The sequence below is a fragment of the Burkholderia sp. Bp9090 genome (assembly GCF_003857985.1).
Taxonomy (GTDB): domain Bacteria; phylum Pseudomonadota; class Gammaproteobacteria; order Burkholderiales; family Burkholderiaceae; genus Burkholderia.
The window spans coordinates 32,783-51,980 of sequence record NZ_QTPV01000020.1 but is presented as its reverse complement, the minus strand read 5'-3'; the positions used below and the strand labels follow the sequence as shown (position 1 = coordinate 51,980).

The 19,198-nt window shown below is 63.7% G+C and carries 15 protein-coding genes; 7 read left to right on the top strand and 8 right to left on the bottom strand.

The window, feature by feature from the left end; genetic code table 11:
• Window positions 1–11: 11 nt before the first annotated feature.
• Window positions 12–2,045 carry an NADPH-dependent 2,4-dienoyl-CoA reductase gene (locus DIE16_RS19335; RefSeq protein ID WP_124520324.1) on the top strand — a complete coding sequence of 678 codons (2,034 nt, stop codon included), beginning with the start codon at window positions 12–14 and terminating at the stop codon, window positions 2,043–2,045.
• A gap of 25 nt (window positions 2,046–2,070) precedes the next feature.
• On the opposite strand, the gene DIE16_RS19330 is transcribed toward DIE16_RS19335, so the two are convergent.
• Both DIE16_RS19330 and DIE16_RS19325 read right to left on the bottom strand, forming a co-directional pair.
• Window positions 2,071–2,481, bottom strand: coding sequence for a DUF2471 family protein (locus DIE16_RS19330; protein WP_044847560.1), 411 nt, complete (start codon window positions 2,479–2,481; stop codon window positions 2,071–2,073).
• Between the two features lie 319 nt (window positions 2,482–2,800).
• The gene (locus DIE16_RS19325; RefSeq protein WP_124520323.1) at window positions 2,801–3,694 is read right to left on the bottom strand and encodes a LysR family transcriptional regulator; all 894 of its coding nucleotides are present in this window, start codon (window positions 3,692–3,694) and stop codon (window positions 2,801–2,803) included.
• Between the two features lie 86 nt (window positions 3,695–3,780).
• On the opposite strand from DIE16_RS19325, the gene DIE16_RS19320 reads away from it, so the two are divergent.
• A complete protein-coding gene (locus DIE16_RS19320) occupies window positions 3,781–4,566 on the top strand; it encodes an NAD(P)H-dependent oxidoreductase (RefSeq protein ID WP_124893230.1) in 786 nt (261 codons plus the stop codon).
• 10 nt (window positions 4,567–4,576) lie between these two features.
• Here the strand turns inward: DIE16_RS19320 and tssE are convergent, their stop codons facing one another.
• The 6 genes from tssE to tssK form a co-directional block, all read right to left on the bottom strand.
• Window positions 4,577–4,999 carry a type VI secretion system baseplate subunit TssE gene (gene tssE / locus DIE16_RS19315; protein ID WP_124893228.1) on the bottom strand — a complete coding sequence of 141 codons (423 nt, stop codon included), beginning with the start codon at window positions 4,997–4,999 and terminating at the stop codon, window positions 4,577–4,579.
• Entirely contained in the window at window positions 4,996–7,710 is a 2,715-nt protein-coding gene (tssH, locus tag DIE16_RS19310; protein WP_124893226.1) for a type VI secretion system ATPase TssH, read from the bottom strand. Before tssH ends, tssE begins: the two co-directional genes overlap by 4 nt.
• Before the next feature lie 139 nt (window positions 7,711–7,849).
• A complete protein-coding gene (locus DIE16_RS19305; RefSeq protein WP_006479553.1) occupies window positions 7,850–8,335 on the bottom strand; it encodes an Hcp family type VI secretion system effector in 486 nt (161 codons plus the stop codon).
• Between the two features lie 94 nt (window positions 8,336–8,429).
• Entirely contained in the window at window positions 8,430–10,091 is a 1,662-nt protein-coding gene (locus tag DIE16_RS19300; RefSeq protein ID WP_260434417.1) for an OmpA family protein, read from the bottom strand.
• A 98-nt stretch (window positions 10,092–10,189) separates the two neighbouring features.
• The gene (locus tag DIE16_RS19295; protein WP_124893222.1) at window positions 10,190–10,864 is read right to left on the bottom strand and encodes a DotU family type IV/VI secretion system protein; all 675 of its coding nucleotides are present in this window, start codon (window positions 10,862–10,864) and stop codon (window positions 10,190–10,192) included.
• An 80-nt stretch (window positions 10,865–10,944) separates the two neighbouring features.
• Window positions 10,945–12,294, bottom strand: a complete 1,350-nt coding sequence (gene tssK / locus DIE16_RS19290) for a type VI secretion system baseplate subunit TssK (RefSeq protein ID WP_124893220.1) — start codon at window positions 12,292–12,294, stop codon at window positions 10,945–10,947.
• A 575-nt stretch (window positions 12,295–12,869) separates the two neighbouring features.
• On the opposite strand from tssK, the gene tssB reads away from it, so the two are divergent.
• The 5 genes from tssB to DIE16_RS19265 all read left to right on the top strand — a co-directional run bounded on the left by tssB (window position 12,870) and on the right by DIE16_RS19265 (window position 19,185).
• A complete protein-coding gene (gene tssB, locus DIE16_RS19285; protein ID WP_124893218.1) occupies window positions 12,870–13,382 on the top strand; it encodes a type VI secretion system contractile sheath small subunit in 513 nt (170 codons plus the stop codon).
• A gap of 73 nt (window positions 13,383–13,455) precedes the next feature.
• Window positions 13,456–15,006: a type VI secretion system contractile sheath large subunit gene (gene tssC / locus DIE16_RS19280; RefSeq protein ID WP_124893216.1), complete on the top strand. Its 1,551-nt coding sequence runs from the start codon at window positions 13,456–13,458 to the stop codon at window positions 15,004–15,006.
• Window positions 15,007–15,084: 78 nt separating this feature from the next.
• Entirely contained in the window at window positions 15,085–17,436 is a 2,352-nt protein-coding gene (locus DIE16_RS19275) for a type VI secretion system Vgr family protein (protein ID WP_124893214.1), read from the top strand.
• Window positions 17,436–18,428, top strand: a complete 993-nt coding sequence (locus DIE16_RS19270) for a DUF4123 domain-containing protein (RefSeq protein WP_124893212.1) — start codon at window positions 17,436–17,438, stop codon at window positions 18,426–18,428. Before DIE16_RS19275 ends, DIE16_RS19270 begins: the two co-directional genes overlap by 1 nt.
• Entirely contained in the window at window positions 18,421–19,185 is a 765-nt protein-coding gene (locus DIE16_RS19265; RefSeq protein WP_124893210.1) for a DUF3304 domain-containing protein, read from the top strand. Before DIE16_RS19270 ends, DIE16_RS19265 begins: the two co-directional genes overlap by 8 nt.
• Window positions 19,186–19,198 lie beyond the last annotated feature (13 nt).

The window sequence follows — 19,198 nt, the reverse complement described above, 5'->3', positions numbered from 1 at the left end:
GCAGGATCATCATGACGACCTCCTTTCCCCATCTGCTCGCGCCGCTCGACCTCGGCTTCACCACGCTGAAGAATCGCGTGCTGATGGGGTCGATGCACACGGGCCTCGAGGACAGCCGCAAGACGCTGCCGCGGCTCGCCGACTATTTCGCCGAACGCGCGCGCGGCGGCGTCGGCCTGATCGTGACCGGCGGCTTCGCGCCGAACGTGGCCGGCTGGACCAAGCCGTTCGGCGGCACGCTGATGACGTCGGCCGGCGCGCGGCGCCATCGCGTGATCACCGACGCCGTGCATGCGGACGACGGCAAGATCGCGCTGCAGATCCTGCATACCGGCCGCTACGGCTACCACCCGTTCGCGGTTGCGCCGTCGAAGATCAAGTCGCCGATTTCGCCGTTCGCGCCGCGCGAACTCAGCGCAAGCGGCGTGGAGCGGCAGATTCGTGCATTCGTCCGCTGTGCGCAGCTCGCGCGCGAGGCCGGTTACGACGGCGTCGAGATCATGGGCTCCGAGGGCTACCTGATCAACCAGTTCATCTCGATGCATACGAACAAGCGCACCGATCAGTGGGGCGGTTCGTACGAGAACCGGATCCGCCTGCCGATCGAGATCATCGAGCGCACGCGCGAAGCGGTCGGGCGCGACTTCATCCTGATCTACCGGCTGTCGATGCTCGACCTGATTCCCGACGGCAGCGACTGGAGCGAGACCGTGCAGCTTGCGAAGGCCGTCGAGCGCGCGGGCGCGACCATCATCAACACCGGGATCGGCTGGCACGAGGCACGCGTGCCGACGATCGCGACGTCGGTGCCGCGCGGCGCGTTCGCGTGGGTGACGAAGAAGATGAAGGGCGAGGTCGGCATTCCGCTCGTGACGACCAACCGGATCAACCGGCCGGAAGTGGCCGAGCAGATCCTTGCGGACGGCTGCGCGGACATGGTGTCGATGGCGCGCCCGCTGCTCGCGGATGCCGAGTTCGTCGTCAAGGCCGCGCAGGGCCGCGCCGACGAGATCAACACCTGCATCGGCTGCAACCAGGCGTGTCTCGACCACGCGTTCAGGAACAAGATCGCGTCGTGCCTGCTGAACCCGCGCGCCTGCCACGAGACCGAGCTGATCTATACGCGCGTGCAGCAGCCGAAGCGCATTGCGGTGGTCGGCGCCGGGCCGGCCGGGCTTGCATGCTCGACCGTGCTCGCGCAGCGCGGCCACCACGTCGACCTGTTCGACGCGGCGCCGGAGATTGGCGGCCAGTTCAACATGGCGAAGCGGATTCCGGGCAAGGAGGAGTTCGACGAAGCGCTGCGTTACTTCGGCCGTCAGGTCGAGCTGACCGGCGTGAATCTGCACCTCAACCGCCGCGTCGATGCGAGCGAACTGATCGCGGGCGGCTACGACGAGATCGTGCTCGCGACCGGCGTGGCGCCGCGCGACCCGAAGATTCCCGGCCAGGACGGGCCGAACGTGCTCAGCTATATCGACGTGCTCGCCGGCAGGCAGCCGGTCGGCCGGCGTGTCGCGGTGGTCGGCGCGGGCGGCATCGGCTTCGATGTCGCCGAGTATCTGGTGCAGGACGGCGAGTCGCCGACGCTCGATCTGGAAGAGTGGAAGGCGGAGTGGGGCGTGACCGATCCGGCCGCGACGCGCGGCGGCGTGACGCGCGCGCAGGTCGCGGCGCCCGCTCGCGAAGTGACGCTGCTGCAGCGCAAGGCCGCGCCGCTCGGCAAGGGGCTCGGCAAGACGACCGGCTGGATTCACCGCGCGACGCTGAAGATGAAGCAGGTGAAGATGATCGGCGGCGTGAACTACGAACTGATCGATGCGCGCGGGCTGCACGTGTCGTACGGCGAGCAGCGCACCGATCACGAACTGATCGAAGCCGACACGATCGTGCTGTGCACGGGGCAGGAGCCGCAGCGCGCGCTGTTCGCGCCGCTGCAGGCGGCCGGACGCTCCGTGCATCTGATCGGCGGCGCGGAACTGGCGGCCGAGCTCGATGCGAAGCGTGCGATCGATCAGGGCGCGCGGCTCGCGGCGCGGCTGTAACGGTACAGCGCGCGAGGCGCCGCCGTCACTCCATCTCGACGCGTTGTGTCTCGCGCTCTTCCGCTTCCAGCATCGCCTTGACGATCAGATAGACGGCGGGCAGATCGTCGTCGTCGCGCTTCCAGTCGACGGCTTCCTCGACGTCCGCGGCGACCATCCGGCTGTCGCGCAGCCGGATGAAGGCGTCGACGACCATCGGATCGTTGCGGTTTAGGAAGCCGGTGTTCGAGAACGCCAGCTCCTCGACATTCAGCAGCGCCTGCCAGCTCATCGTGCGGACGGCGGCCGGATGGCTGCGGCGCCGCAAGCCGAGCGCCCGCTGCGCGGGGCCGCCGACGACACGCTGAAGATCGACGACCGCTTGCCGCGCGGCACGCTCGAAGTGGACGGGGTTGAAGCCGGGTTGCTCGGGATCGAATGCGGATGACTGGAACATGGTCGCCTCACAAAAGTCCGTCCGTCATGGGTGACGGAATTCGGGTCAAATGGCACAAAAGCACTGTAAATATATACAGTGTTCGAGGCGGTTTCAAGTACTGAATGAATGTGTTCGTGGGGCGACCGGGATTCGGGTGAGCGGATTCGGGCGACCGGCAAGGGCGACCGGCAAGGGCGACCGGCGAGGGCGGCCGACGCATGAAGCCGCATAAGCAAGAAGCGCGTTTCTGCTCCGTGCTCTTCGCTGCATCGCGCTGCGCACGTCATGTCTCGGAACCTCGCGGTGGCCTCACTGCGCCGACCGCTCGTCTGGCGATCTACACCGACGCGGCGATCGTCTCCCGCAACCATCGATGCGCCGGATCGCGGTGCACGCGCTCGTGCCACAGCATCGACATTTCATAGCCGGGCACGTCGACCGGCGCCTCCACGACGCGCAATGCGGGCGTGTTGCGCACCAGCCGCTCGGGCAGCATCGCCACGAGGTCGGTTGTGGCGACGGCCGTCATCACGAACAGGAAATGCGGCACCGACAGCACCACGCGCCGCGTGGCGCCGGCTTTGGCGAGCGCTTCGTCCGTCACGCCGAAGAAGCCGCCGCCGTCGGGCGACACGATCACATGTTCCAGCGCGCCGAACTGCGCGAGCGTCGGGCGGCGCTTCAGTTTCGGATGACCGGCGCGGCCGACCAGCACGTAACGCTCGACGAACAGCGGCAGGCGCCGCATCCCTTCCGGCGAACCTTCGGTCGTATGGAAGGCCAGGTCGATACCGTTTCGCTCGGCGTCCTGCTCGATGCGCGGCGGCACGAGTTCGACGACGGCGAGGCGCGTCGCGGGCGCGGCCGAGCGCAGCCTGTTCAGCGCGGGCAGCACGATCGTCGATTCGCCATAGTCGGTTGCGGCCACGCGCCACGTGTTCGTCGCGGTTGCCGGATCGAACGGCGTGGCCGTCAGCACCGCGCGTTCGACTGCTTCGAGCGCATCTCGCAGCGGCTCGCGCAGCGTTTCCGCGCGCGCGGTCGGCCGCATCCCGCGCGGCCCCGGCAGCAACAGCGGATCGCCGAACAGGTCGCGCAGTTTCTGCAGCTGCACGCTGACCGACGGCTGCGACATGTTCAGTTTCTCGGCCGCCCGCGTGACGTTGTGCTCGGCGAGCAGCACGTCGAGGGTGACCAGCAGGTTCAGATCCAGTCGTCTGAGATTGTTCACGGCTATACCTGGAATATCGGGAATTCATTTCTAATATACCTTCGGCGACGGCATCCTGCAGTCATTCAATCAACGGAGTGACGAACATGAATGTGCTGATCGTTTATGCCCATCCGGAGCCGCGTTCGCTGAACGGCGCGCTGCGCGACTTTGCCGTCGAGCATCTCGAAGCGGCGGGTCATAGCGTGCAGGTGACGGACCTGTATGCGATGAACTGGAAGGCCGCGTTCGACGCGGACGATGTGACCGTCCGTGCACCCGACGCGCGTTTCGATCCTGCGCTCGATTCGAAGCATGCGTTCGAGACGGGCACGCAGCGCGACGACATCGCGCGCGAACAGGACAAGCTGAAGTGGGCCGATGCGGTGATCCTGCAGTTCCCGCTGTGGTGGTTCTCGATGCCGGCGATCATGAAGGGCTGGGTCGAGCGTGTGTATGCGTATGGTTTCGCATACGGCGTCGGCGAGCATTCCGACCTGCACTGGGGCGACCGTTACGGCGAAGGTTCGCTGGCGGGCAAACGGGCGATGGTGATCGTCACGACGGGCGGCTGGGAGTCGCATTACAGCGCGCGCGGCATCAACGGGCCGATCGACGACGTGCTGTTCCCGATCCAGCACGGGATTCTGTACTACCCGGGGTTCGACGTGCTGCCGCCGTTCGTGATTTACCGGACGGGAAAGATGAACGATGAGCGCTTCGACGCAACGCGCGCGGCGCTCGGCAAGCGCCTCGACGATCTGTGGACCACGCCGCCGATCCCGTTCCGGCGGCAGAATGCGGGCGATTACGAGATTCCGGCGCTGACGCTCAAGAAAGAGATCGCGCCGGAGAAGGTGGGGTTTGCGGCGCATCTGGCGCATGAGCGCTGATGGCGCGCAATCATGATCGATCGACGCGTCGTTCGATGCGCAGGCGGCCCGGCGGCTCGAAGTAGGTGCCGAAACGCACGAGTCCGGCATTCTTCAGGCGGCACGTCATCTCGAAGCTGACCAGAATACCGGGATCGCGGTTGTCGACGATCCCGACGTCGATCGAGCGAATGCGCGGCTCGTATTTCAGCAGCGTCGCTTCCATCTGCTGCTTGAGCAAGTGTGCGGATGCGGGCAGTGCCTTGTAGATGTTCGTGAGATCGGGTAGCCCGTAGTCGGGCAGGTGCTTGAGCGCACCGGCCCGCGTATTGAGAATGCGGTGTACGTTCTGCTGCACGCTCAGGCATTCGAGCGTCCGGTCGTCGTAAGCGCCGATCGGTGCACCGCCGATCTGGCCGAGCAGCATGTCGTAGAGGGAGGGGCCGGCGGTCATCGGTCGTTCCATCGCGTCATGCCGGTATCGCTGGCCGCCGGCGCGTCGACGAGGTCTATCGTCAACGATCCATCGGAGGTGGCCGACAACAGGATCTGCCCTGGCGTAGTGCCCGATGCCATTCGTCCAAGCAGTTCGCGGGACATGACCGGCAGCACGCGCTGGTTCAGGAACGCGTCGACGCTGCGTGCGCCGGATTCGCGTGACACGCAGTGCTGTGCGATCGATTCGATCAGGTCGTCCGCGTACGTCAATGCCACCGCGTGTTGCCGATGGAGGCGCTCGGCGATCTTGTCCAGCTTGATCCGCACGATCGACGCGAGCGCCGCCGCGTCGAGCGGCCGATAGACGAGTGTCTGAAAGCGCGCAAGCAGTGCGGGCTGGAAGTGAGCGACCAGTTGAGGATGAACGGCTTCGCGCAGCGCTTCGTGCGCGATCGCCGGATCCTCGGCCGTTGCATCATCGATTTGCGCGCTACCGAGATTGGACGTCATCACGATCACGCAATTGCGGAAATCGATCTCGCGTCCCTCGCCGTCGCGCATCGTGCCGCGGTCGAACACCTGATAGAAAATGTCGAGCACGTCGCGATGCGCCTTCTCGACTTCGTCCAGCAGCACGACGCTGTACGGACGCTGACGCACGGCTTCGGTCAGCACACCGCCGCGTCCGTAACCGACGTAGCCGGGCGGCGAGCCCTTGAGCTGCGATACCGTATGCGCTTCCTGGTATTCCGACAGGTTGATCGTCGTCAGCGCGGCTTCGCCGCCGAACAGCAGGTCGGCGAGTGCCAGTGCGGTTTCGGTCTTGCCGACGCCGGACGGCCCGGTGAGCAGGAACACGCCGAGCGGTGCGTGCTCGTTCTTCAGGCCGGCCTTGGCGGTACGCAGGCTCTCCGCCAGCGCACCGATCGCATCGTCCTGCGCGATCACGCGCGCGGCGAGCGTCGTTTCGAGCGCGAGCAGGCTTCGCAGTTCATCGTCGACGAGATTGCCGACCGGCACACCGGTCCATTCGGCGACGACGCGCGCGACGGACTGCGCATCGACGTCGGCGACGATCATCGGCGCCTTGCCCTGAACGGTCGACAGCGCATCGATGGCATTGGAAATGGCCGCCTGATCGGGGGCCGGGCCGGCCGCGCCGCGAAGGGCGCGCAAGACGTCGACGAGTTCGCGTTCTCGCGAGTACTGGCCGAGCAGCATGTCGACGGTGTCGCGCATGGCGTCGTGTTCCGTGCCGATCGTGGCGCGCCGTTCGACGACGTCGCCGATCCCGGCACGGGAATCCGCATCCAGTGCGGCGCGTTCCAGTTCGAGTGCCGTCAGCGTCGCGCGTGCCTGCTGCAGCTCCACCGGCGGCACGTCGAGCGCCATGCGCACGCGCGCGGCCGCCGTGTCGATCAGATCGACGGCCTTGTCGGGCAGTTGCCGGGCCGGAATGTAGCGGCGCGACAGCCGCACGGCCGCGACGATCGCTTCGTCGCGGATGTGGACGTCGTGATGCTGCGCATAGCGGCTTGCGAGCCCGCGCAGCATCAGGCAGGCCGTGTCGTCGTCGGGCTCATCGACCTTGATGACCTGGAAGCGCCGCTCGAGCGCGGCATCGCGTTCGAAATATTCCTTGTACTCGGCCCACGTGGTCGCCGCGATCGTGCGCAGCTCGCCGCGCGCAAGCGCCGGCTTGAGCAGGTTGGCCGCGTCGGCGCCGCCCGCCGCGTTGCCCGCACCGATCAGTGTGTGCGCTTCGTCGATGAACAGTAGAATGGGTGTCGCCGATGTCCGCACCTCGTCGATCACGTTCTTCAGTCGTTGCTCGAATTCCCCCTTCACGCCTGCGCCGGCCTGCAGCAGGCCGAGGTCGAGCGTCAGGATGCGCGTGTCGCGGATCGTTTCCGGGACGCTGCCTTCGATCACGCGCAACGCGAGTCCTTCGACCAACGCTGTCTTGCCGACGCCCGGCTCGCCAACGAGGATCGGGTTGTTCTTGCGGCGGCGCGCCAGCACGTCGATCATCTGCCGGATCTCCCGGTCGCGGCCGAGCACGGTGTCGATCTCGCCACGGCGGGCCTTTTCGGTCAGGTCGAGCGCAAAGCGCGCGAGGGCGTTGTCGTTGGTGGTGCGAGATGGTGCCTGCCGATCGCGACAATCGGGGGAGGCTTCAGTCGCTGCGCTATCGCGTTGATCGACGGCTGGCGAAGCTTTCGGCTGCAACGTCATTTCATCGGACGCGTTCTCGGATGAACGTCGTCCGATCCGGGGCAGCACGCGTCGGATCTGCGCGCTTGAAACCGACAGCAGCGGCCACGCACGTTGCGTGCGCAAGACGTGTGGCGCATCGACGATCGCCTGCAGCAGGTGGCCCGAGCGAATGGTGCCGTCGCAATCGTCCGACACCGCGTGCGTCCACGCATCCTCGATCACCGTGGCGAGCTGCCGTGACAGCGCCGGCATGCCGCGCAACGTGCGTGGCATGCGGTCGATCACGTCGATCAACGCGTCCCACACCGCATCGATATCGAGATCGTAGTGGCGCAGGATCGCCGGAATGTCGCCGTCATCCGCTTCGATCAGTTTCAGCACCCAGTGCTCCACCGCGATTTCGTCCGCGAGCCGGGTCAGGCACAGGTTCGCGGCGGCTTCGAGCGCGCGCGTGCAATGGGGGTTGAGGCGGCGAATGAGTTGGGAGGCGTCCCGGAGAGGCGGCGTCATGTCGATAGCGGATCAGGAAGGGAGAAGTGCGTGCATGCGTCGATGCCCATGCGAACCGAGGGGCGCGACTACGAATCGGCGACCGGCGCAGCGGAACCCGGCGCGCGGGCGTGCCGGATTCCGCCGGTCGGTCAACGCATCAGGAACGTTCGTTCCACGTGTCCTTGTGGATAATGTTGCCGTCCTTGTACGACCACGTGATCGTCTCGTAGCGGAGTTCGACGTCTTCGAGATGGTTGTGTTTCTCGTAGTCGGGGTTCTTGATGTCGAGCATCTTCGGCTTCACGGCAACGATCTTCACGTTGTCGAGCTTCGTGTTGAAGTACTCCTTCTCCTTGCCCGCGTCGTCGATCTTGTACCACTTGATCTCGACCGACTTCAGCGTCTGGCCGCTCGTCACGGCCTTGTACAGGTATGGCGTCGACGCGTCCGTCTCCTTCGTCAGCGTGATCGGCTTGTGCACGCGCGTACCGGTGAGCTTGCCCGTGTTGCCGTCGGTCGGGATGTGCACGCCGTGATCGAACGCGACCAGTTCGACGCTGCCTTCGCGATCCTGTACGGTCACCGAACCCTTGATGTCCGCACCGCCGTCGTCCTTGAGCCACATGTAGGCCGGAATTGCCATTTCTTCACTCCTTCTTCTTCGTACTGCGAATCGCCGGAACCGGAGCCCGGCGCTGACAAACCCGGGGCGGATGCCCCGGGAACCAAAACGCGTCTTACATCGCGATGCGGATCGACGCGGCCGACGCCGGCATATCGGGCACCAGCGTGATTTCGACCCGGCGATTCTTCGCCCGTCCTTCGGGGGTCGCGTTGTCCGCCACCGGCCGCGTATCGCCGTAGCCCTGAATCGCGAATTGCGTCGTCGGCAATCCCGATGCATCGACGAGCCAGTCGCGCACGGCGGTCGCGCGGTCGATCGACAGCTTCAGGTTGCGGTCGGGGCGGCCCTGGTCGTCCGCATAACCAGCGACGAGCACGCGCTTGCCGGGATGCGCGTTGATCAGTGCGAGCGCATCGACCATCGCGCGCGTGGTGCCAGGCTTCAGCCGTGCATTGCCGCTGTCGAACAGCGACATGCTGTCGAGCGTGATGACGGCGGGTGGCGGCGCGGGCGGTTCGTAGGACGCGATCGCGTCGTCGAGCATCGGCAGCAGTTGCGCGCCGTGATACGTGCCGAACGACAGTCGGAGCGGAACGCCGATGCGGGCATACCGGTCGAGTTGGTCGCGGTCCGACGAAAGGGATCTGAGCGCGTCGCGCTTTGCGGCGTCTTGCGCAGCGGGGAGACGGTTGTAGCGCTCGACGTGTTCGCCGATTCGGGTCATCAGCGTTTCGTTGTTTTTCGCAGCGCCGCAGATGGCGGCGGTGGCCGCGCAAGCAACGATCGCGACGACATGCGCGACTGCGGTGACGCGCGGTGATCGCTGCGACCGGCGCGGCATCGCGTCGATCAGCGGCTGCGGCAGCGGCCATGGGGACGGCGACGCAGGCAGCGCGGCCGGCGCGATACCGATGCGCGATCGGACTTCTCGTTCCCATGGTTTGCCGGGGCTCGTCGCGGGGCCATGGTCGATCCAGCCGGCGCCGAACAACGGCCAGGGCGACGCAGGCTGGCGTCGGTCCGTCAGCGTGTCGAACACGATACGGCGAGTCCATCCGATCATTGCGCCGATCCCGGCGGCGCGTGCCGCGACTGCGCGGCTTCCGTCGGCATGGAGGGCATCGGATTCGGCTGTGTCGATCGCGGAGTCGAACCGGTGCATGTCCGCGATCGGAGAGCCGGCCGATATGCCATACCACTGGGCCGCGGGCCCTGCTGAAGCGACTGTTTCGGAGAGACGCTGATAGATTGCGACGTAGCCCGGCAGCGACACGCCAAGCATGCGCGACGTGTCTGCAACCGCCTGCCGGATGACGCGCAGCGTTTGCGACAACACATCGTCGTTCGCATGAAGTCCCGGCGCGACCGACAGCACGACGCAATCGGGTGCCTGACCGTCCCGCCACTGGCGGACGGCGACGGCAAGGCGGGGAAGATCCTGGGGGCGATCGGCACGCAACCAGATGGCGCCGTCGCCGACGTGGACGAAACGCGGCCGGGTTGCGTCGCGATCGAACAACGCTGGCAGGCCGTCGCCGGTGACGAGGGCGAGCGGCATCCTGGTGCGCAGCGCGACGGGCAGATCGGCGGTCGCCGCGCCGAGTTGCGCAATCACGTGCACGTTTCGTTCGCGGGCACGCGCCAATCGGTGCGAATTCAACCAGACGATCAGCGCTGAAAGCGCGACGACGACCGCAATCAATCCCCACATGACGCCGCGGTCGACAGGCAAAATCCATCCGATGACGGCAAGCGCCAGTGCGGCCGATACCATCACGACCGTGCGCAGCGGGTAGCCGAGGCCCGACAGGGCCGCGTGCGCGGCTTCGGAGTCGGTGCGTGCTGCCGTCGGCGGGAGAGCGGTATCGGAAGTCACGGCCGCTTCGCTTGTTGGACGAGTTGTGCTAGTTCCGCATCGAGGACGCGATCCCACGCGAACCACACGCAAATCGCGATCACGCATGCCGTTCCCGCAATCGCCCACGGCGACAGGCGTCTGAGCCGGTCGATCAGCCGCGTGTTCGAGCGGTCGGTGACGAACCCCGGCTGCGCGGCCGGTCGCAACTGATCGATCCGTGCGACCAGCGCAGCGATCACGGCCTGACGTTTCGCTTCGCCGTCGTGGGTTTCCGTCGAAAGGCCCGAACGGGCAGCGTAACGGCCGCGGAACCCGAGGCCGAGCACGGCCGCATAGCATTCGAGCAGGTCGACGTTCGGTGCGGGTTCGCGCATCCGGTGATCGAGGCGCTCGTAGATGCGTGTTCCCGCATCGTGAGTGCCGAAGCGCTCGACCTGCAGCGGTCGCGACTCCCAGTTTCCCTTGTCCGATGCGGGAAGGTACCGCAGTGCCGCTTCATCGATCAGCCCGCACTGGGCGAGAACGGCGTCGTCCCGGATGTCGGCGGCGATCCCTTGCGCATCGAGTGCCGTCGCGAACTGCGCAATGAGCCGGACGCACTGCTGATGCAGATTTTCCTGGCTGTCGACCTGCCCGCCGTTCGACAGGTGGGTAACGAGCAGCGCCGTATCGCGCAGCAGTGCCCGCATCGAAGGCCGGGGCGAGCGGCCGGACGATGGCTCCCGCGCCAGCAGCGCGGATTCGTGACGAGTGGAGACGATGGCATTCATCAGCGCAGCACCGCATAGAGTTCGATCGACGCGTCCGGAATCGACGCGGGAAGGTAGATCTGGCAAGCGCGTGCGGCGAGCATCCGCTCATGCGCGGCGTCATGCGCATCGAGCGCGAAATAGTGGTTGTCCAGCCGAACCGGGATGGCGCCCGGCACTCGCTGCACGGCCCTGAGCGGAATGCCGGCCACCGCGGAATTGACGATGTGCTCGACGTCGTCCGGCGCGCCGATCTTGCACAGGCGCGAAAACTGTTCGACGAGCTCGAATGCCGGCAGCGCCGCGCTGACGGACAGGTACCAGTCCGCCGCGTCTTCGACGATGCGCTCGTCACGGAACTGGCCGGACCAGGTTGTCGGCGTCGTGTGTGAAAGCCCGATCGACACGACGCGCGACGGGATGATCGCGTCGAGCAGATCGCGGATCAGCGATTCGAGCGTTGCGAATACCTCATGTGCGGCGGCGTGATCGTAAGGCGGGATGTCGGTCAGCGACACGCGCGTCGAGAACGTGGTCAACGATCCCGCCAACTGGGCGAGTACCTGGTACAGGCGATCCGTGGGCTGCGCCGGATGCGACGCGAGGAAGCGCAGTTGCGGCCACGCTTGATGAATGCAGTGCAGGAGCCAGAAGAGCTGGACGTCGGCGACGCCGTATTCGGCCACCTGTTCGATCCGTTCGCTGCGGCGCGCGCCGAGGAGCGCGCTTTTGGCGGCGAGGATATCCGCAAGCCGCCGGATGCGCTCGATATGCAGTGGATGCCCCGACAGCGACAGGCAGGGCGGCACATATCCGCGATCGATCTGGAACTGGCCGCTCGTCGTGCGCGTCAAGCGGGCTATCGCGCATGCCGTATCGTCCGCGTGCGATTCGTAGCCGTACAGCAACCGGACCGCATGGCGCTCGACTGCAATTTCGGTTTCAGCCGTTCCATTCAGGTCCGTCACCTTGACGAATTCGCGGTACGCGCGACGTGGGCGGGCCAGCGATGTTTCGTCGAAACGGCAGTTGCTGCCGTTCGCATCGGGCAGCGCCAGTGCGGCGAGCACATCGACGGTCTGTGTATCGGCGGGAATTTCGCCGACGAGGTCGCGAGCCGGCGGCAGTGCGTCAGCGACGGTCGTGTCGACCGGCGTGCCATCCGGGAAGCGTAGCTGCAGCCGCGTGAGCTTCAGGCGGCCGGAGGCCAGTGCTTCTTCGTCGACGTCGACGTTCAGCGTTCCCCAGGGCGATACGGCGATGGCCGACGCCAGTTGTTGCAGCGCGAACCCGTGCCAGCGGTCCTGCTGCTGGAAATGCTGCTGCGTAAGAATCAGCCCTTCATGCCAGAGCGGCTTTTCGATCCGCATGGTTTGGTCTATATCGATTAGGAATTATGAGGCGACGATTCTAACCATCGTTTTCCGATTTCGTATACCCCATGCTTCGGCGAATCGTTGACAACTGTTTCATTGGTATCGAGATATGCGAGTGATCGATTTTGAGATTGTGTGATCGAATGGGTTTTTATAATTGGTGGATTCATGGCGCGTGATTTTATTGAGATTTGTGCGGCTATTTAGATTGAGTATTTTCAATAAAAATCAATCACTTGGGTGATGTGTTTCGGTATTTGAGATTGGTCTTGCATATCGATCGATCTCGGCTGGGCATGGTGGGTGAACGAATTTTGTATTCGTACTAGTCTTATTTTTGAAACTGCATGTGTGGTTGGTGATCGATTTTTGATTTTGATGGTTTACTTCATGCGAAAGTGCGTGATATTTTTTGCCGCCTGAATCAGATGTCGTGCCGCGAATATCCGAATCGGTCGTTCGTCAATCCGTGTTGCGGGGTTGAGCAAAGGTGACGTGAACGACGGTGCACCAGCGGTTGCGGGTGCACATCGCGGAGTCTTCAAGCTTCCTGAGATAAGGAGAACGAATTGGATAGCTTTCAGCGAGAGATCCCGAAGAGCCGGGTGTCGATCACCCTTGATCTGCATACGGGCGGGGCGCAAAAGAAGGTCGAGCTGCCGTTGAAGCTGCTGGTGGCGGGCGACTTCAGCGCTGGCCGCGAGCAAGCGCCGCTGGCCGAGCGCAAGAAGGTGAACATCGACAGGAACAACTTCGATGCCGTACTGGCCGATTACGCGCCGGATCTCAGGATCGCTGCCGACAACACGCTGGCCGGCGACGGTTCGGAGTTGCCCGTCAACCTGTCGTTCCGGTCGATCAAGGATTTCGAGCCCGAGCAGGTGGCGCGCCAGATTCCCGAGCTTCAGGCGCTGCTCGCGATGCGCAATCTGCTGCGCGACCTCAAATCTAACCTGCTCGACAACGGCACGTTCCGTCGCGAGTTCGAGAAGGTGCTGAAGGACGACCGCCTGTCCGCGAAGCTCCGTGGCGAACTCGCGCAGATCGCGACCGCCGCGACGCACCCGGAAGGGCATGCGTGAACGACGCTGGGCAAAGCGCGCGTTCAGCGCATTCCGCAACATCGTAGCGATTCGATCGCAGACAGGACCCGAGATGAAACCCACTGAATCGCAGCACGCCGGCGTGACCGAGACTGTCGTGCTGGACGCCCCGCACGGGGATATCGACAGCGTCTATGCATCGCTGTGCAGCAAGATCAACCTGAAGCCCGTCAACGAAGCGCGCCCGCTCGAGGCGTTCCGCGACAACGACATGTTGTCCGAGGCGTCGGCCGACGAGCGCATCGCGCGCGGGATGGGCGCGTTCCTCGAGCTCGTCGCGAAGGCGAGCCAGCCCGTCGACCTGCTGGACAAGTCGCTGCTCGACTTCCATATCGGCCAGATCGACCGGCAGATCGGCCGCCAGCTCGACGCGGTGATGCACGCACCGGAATTCCAGGCGCTCGAAGCACGCTGGCGCGGCCTGAAGATGCTCGTGAGCCGTACCGATTTCCGCAAGAACGCGCGAATCGAGGTGCTGGACGTGTCGAAGGATGCGCTGCAGCGCGATTTCGAGGACACGCCCGAACTGATCCAGAGCGGCCTGTATCGCCTCACGTACATCGAGGAATACGACACGCCGGGCGGCCAGCCGATCAGCGCGATGATCAGCGACTTCGAGTTTGCGAATTCGCCGATGGATGTTGCGCTGTTGCGGAACATATCGAAGGTGGCCGCCGCCGCACACATGCCGTTTATCGGCTCGGTCGGGCCGGCGTTCTTCGGCAAGCAGTCGATGGAGGAAGTGGCGGCGATCCAGGACATCGGCAACTACTTCGACCGTGCCGAATACATCAAGTGGAAGAGCTTCCGCGACACCGACGACGCGCGCTACGTCGGCCTGACGATGCCGCGCGTGCTCGGTCGCTTGCCGTACGGCAAGGATACGGCGCCGGTGCGGGCATTCAACTACGAGGAAGCGGTCAAGGGCCCCGATCACAACAAGTATCTGTGGGTGAACGCATCGTTCGCGTTCGCGGCGAACATGGTGCGCAGCTTCGTGAGCAACGGCTGGTGCGTTCAGATTCGCGGGCCGCAGGCGGGCGGGAAGGTCGAGGATCTGCCGGTTCACCTGTACGACCTCGGCACCGGCTATCAGCCGAAGATTCCGACGGAAGTGCTGATTCCGGAAACGCGCGAATTCGAGTTCGCGAATCTCGGCTTCATCCCGTTGTCGTTCTACAAGAACCACGACTTCGCGTGCTTCTTCTCCGCGAGCTCGACGCAGAAACCTGCGCTGTACGAGACAAAGGAAGCCACGGCGAACAGCCGCATCAATGCGCGGCTGCCGTACATCTTCCTGTTGTCGCGTATCGCGCACTACCTGAAGCTGATCCAGCGCGAAAACATCGGCACGACCAAGGATCGCCGTCTGCTCGAACTCGAATTGAACGGCTGGATCAAGGGGCTCGTGACCGAAATGAAGGATCCGGGCGACGAGTTGCAGGCATCGCACCCGCTGCGCGACGCGAAGGTGACGGTCGAGGATATCGACGACAACCCGGGCTTCTTCCGGATCAAGCTCTTCATCGTGCCGCACTTCCAGGTCGAAGGGATGGATATCGGGCTGTCGCTCGTGTCGCAGATGCCGAAGGCCAAGAACTGATCAGACGCTGAGTGCATCAGACGCCGGGGTGTCGAAAGTCGTCCCCGGCGTGTTGTGTGCGTGCAACCGAGAGACCTCATGTCGATGATTCTGCCTTCGCAGGCTTATGAATTGAAGCTGGCGCCGCAACCGGCACCGTTGTCGATCCTGTCATTCACCGGGCTGGATCGCATCAGCCAGCTTTACCGGTACGAGATCGAATTCACGAGCCCCGTCGCGGGCATTCCGATGAATCAGGTGCTAGGGCGGCCGGCGAAGTTCATCGTCGATCCGGTCGATCCGGACATGGGGTATCTGCAGAAGATGTTCGGGGAGAACGCCGGGCAATTCAGCACGAAGCCGCCCGCGTATACGGTGCACGGGATCATCACCCGGTTCGACGAGCTCGAGACGTCGGCTGACGAAACGCGCTATCGGGTCGTGCTGGAGCCGACATTGGCGGATCTCGATCGCGGGGTGACCAGCCGGCTGTTTCAGAAGCAGTCGGTCGAGGAGATCGTGACCGACACGTTGCGGCATTACGGGTATCGCGCGGGTGTCGATTTTCAGTTCCAGTTGCGAGGCGAGTACAAGCGTCGCGAATACGTGACGCAGTATCGCGAGACCACGTTCGCGTTCATCCGGCGTATTTGTGCCGAGGCAGGGATCTGGTTCCGATGGGAACAGAAGAAGGATCGTGCGGTGATCGTGTTCGGTGACGATCTGGATGCCTATGCGCGCAAGCAGCGCACGGTTCCGTATCGTCGTGATTCGGGGCTGGAGAGTGTCGGGGCCGATGCGATCAAGACACTTGGGCGCGAAATGCAGCGTGTGCCGGAAACGGTGCGATTGCATGACTACAACCATCGGCAGGCCGGCGTGTCGCTGCTGGTCGAGGAAAACGCCGCGCGTGACGACAAGACGACGAACTCGGTCGATTATCTCTGGGGCGAGCATTACGAGACGCCGGAGGAAGGCAAGCGCGTGGCCCGGTTGCGGCACGAGGCTTATCTGGCCGGACAGATCGTCTTCAAGGGGACGGGCAATCCGTTTTGGCTCGAAGCTGGGGAGGTGATGCGGGTCGCGCCGAATCCGGTCGATGCGAAGCACGGGATTTTCGTGACGTCGGTCGAGTCGCACGGCGGGCGCAGTGAGGCGTATTGGGTCGCGTTCGAGGGGATTCCGTCGGATCGGGTGTGGCGCACGCCGATGGCGTCGGTTGCGCGGCCGGTGGTCGACGGGATCTTGCCGGCGCGGATTACGTCGCCGGGCAATTACAAGTACGCGTATCTGACCGAGCAGGGCTGGTACGTGATCAAGCTGCCGTTCGATCTCGATGAATGGAGCCCGGGTGGGACGAGCCGGCCGGTGCGGTTTGCGAAGCCGTATAGCGGCGACAACTATGGGCATCACTTTCCGCTGATCGATGGCGCGGAAGTGGCGATTGTCCATACGGACGGCGATCCGAATCGGCCGGTGATCATCGGGGCGATGCATGACAGCGTGCATCCGGATCTGGTCAACAACCTGAACCATACGCGGAACCTGATTCGGACGGCGGCGCGGAATGAGTTGCGGATGGAGGATAAGGAGGGTGTCGAGCATATTCACCTGACCACGCCGAATCAGACCAGCGAGTTGAATCTGGGGCATATGGTCGACAACGCCCGCAGCGAACGAGGGCGGGGTGCAGAGCTACGTACCGATGGACATCTAGCGGCGCGCGGCCCGAAGGGCATGCTGCTGAGTACCGAAGCGCAGGTTGGCGCCTCGGGTCACCAACTCGACATGAAAGACGCCAAGGAGCAGTTGCAGCGGGCGATCGATCGCATGGCGTCGCTTTCCGAGGCAGTACGAGCCGCGGAGGCGACTGTCGCCGAGCTGCAGCAACAGAAGTCGTTCTATGCGGAAGCGCTCGACGGCTTGAAGCGCGCGGCAGTTCTCGTGAGTGCGCCGTCAGGTATCGGACTCACGTCCGGGGAGCATTTGCAGATCAATGCGGACCGGAATCTGATTGCGACTGCCGGCGGAAATTTTGACATCGGAATTATGCGGAACTTCACCGTTGCGGCGGGAAGGCAGGTGTCGCTCTTCGCGCAGGCACAGGGGGTGCGGGTCACCGCAGCCAAGCAGGATGTTGTTGTCCAGGCCCGTACGGGTGCAATGGCGCTGTCGGCGTCGAAGGACATGAACTTCACCAGTGCCGATGGCGCGATTCTCGCTGCCTCGCGGGGAGCCCTTACGCTGACCAGTGGGGGTGCCTACCTCAAGATCGACGGCGGCAACATCGAACTCGGATGCCCGGGAGATATCACGCTCAAGTGCGGAAATTTCTACTGGACCGGCCCCGCCTCGCTTTCGGCTCCGCTGCCGAGCATGCCAATTGGGCCATGCAAGGAGTGCTTGCTGGATGCGCACCGAGGTGTCGAAGCAATGACGGAGGTTGCTTGATGAGCGGATCCGAGCGTGCGATGTCAGCCGGTGATTCGGATGCGGCGTGGGAGGTGTGGCGCAATCGATTGCTGTCGCAGTTCGACGCATTCGAAGCCGGCGATGTGTCGGCGTACCTGTACATACTCGCCGATACGCGCGCCAATCCGGATCTCGACAAACTGCTGGTTCAGGTTCCAAGGCTGGAATGGCGCTCGCTGTGGGATGGCACCGTTATAGAGTCCTACACGGACATCGCCCCCTATCTCATTGCGATCGACCGTTTCGCACTGGATGATCCGCACGAGCTGCAGAGCCGGCTTGTCCGGCGGCTCTGGAAAGAGTCGAGCGGACTGCACATGTTGACGTGGATATGGTCTCCGCTTCCGATGCAGTCTCTGGTTGAGCATTTTCGATCGTTCTGTTGTTATTCGACGCCAGACAAGCGTGCGTATTTCCTGCATTTCTACGATAACCGGATTCTCGCCAGGTTACGGATGGTCTGGAGCGGAGAGCAGGCACAAACGTTTCTCGCGCCGTGTGCAGAGATCTGGTATCGCGATCGCGAATCGAACGAGATCGTATGGCGCAACGATGCGGGTGTGGCCGATGCAATCGTCGAGGGGGAACAGGTGATGGCAGTGGAGCAGCACGTGGCGTTGCTGCGGCTCGGTCGCGTCGACAAGCTCGTGATGCAACTGCGCACGATGTATGGAGCAATGCTCGACGATTTCACGGATTTGACGCTTTACCAACGTGTTTCGGAACAACTGGAACGTGCTGACCGATACCGTATAGCTGACCATGACGATCTGTTGAACTACGTTTCAAAGGGCGTCGTCATTTCGCCGAGATTCGATGAACATCCGCTGATTCGGAAGCGGCTGGCCAGCGCGATGAACGGTGAGCAGACGTATCGGGACGCGTTGAGCCGCATCGATGCTGATGTCTTGCGCGAGGCGTCTCGCATCAGGTCGGAATCCGAGGATTCTGAGGGAGCCTCGCATGATTAGGCGGTTCTTCGTCATATTGGCTGTAGTGCTAGCACTAGCCGGCTGCGACGCGTTTTCGTCCGAGCCGACCTATCGCGGTGTCAGCATCATGGGGCTCAACTACACGCCGTTCAATCTAAGCGGGTTCACGATTCGAGACAAATATGGCAACAGAGCGAGCGGAGGTGGCGATCTGCCGCCGGGTGCGGGCGCCGGGAGGTTAAGTTGTTGCTACAAGCTGAAGGGAACGGATTTCACGGTTGACTGGGAAGTCTATGACCAGGACGAGTTCATGAAAGACCCGTATGCGCCGATCAAGAAGATCCACAAGACGACCGAGGTCAAATTTCCGTCGACAAAAGTCAGAGGTGGCGCGGGGGAGGATGTGCTAGCGGTGCACTTTTATCCGGACGATCACATCGAGTTTGAGATTCGTAACGACATGAGTGGATCGAGGATCTCCTATGCGAAAGTCAATCACTGGTTTCAAACCAGGTACGGGAAGGCGGCCAACCCCGATGATGCGGACATGGCTGTCGCGTTTAGACGCACGGCCCGTGTTGCCGCACAAGGCTGGTTGAAGTATCGGCTGACCGACACGAAGGATCTGGAGCAGTACGTGTACTACACGCAGCTGGTCAATCCGAAATTCGATGAGCATCCGGTGGTGCAGCGGATCTTGAAGGAGACGGCAGGCAAGCCGGGCGCGTTTGGTGCGGCGATGGCGAGCTTGCCGGATGCCGTTATGCGAGAAATCAAGCAAGGTTGTTTTGATTAGGCATCTTTAATGA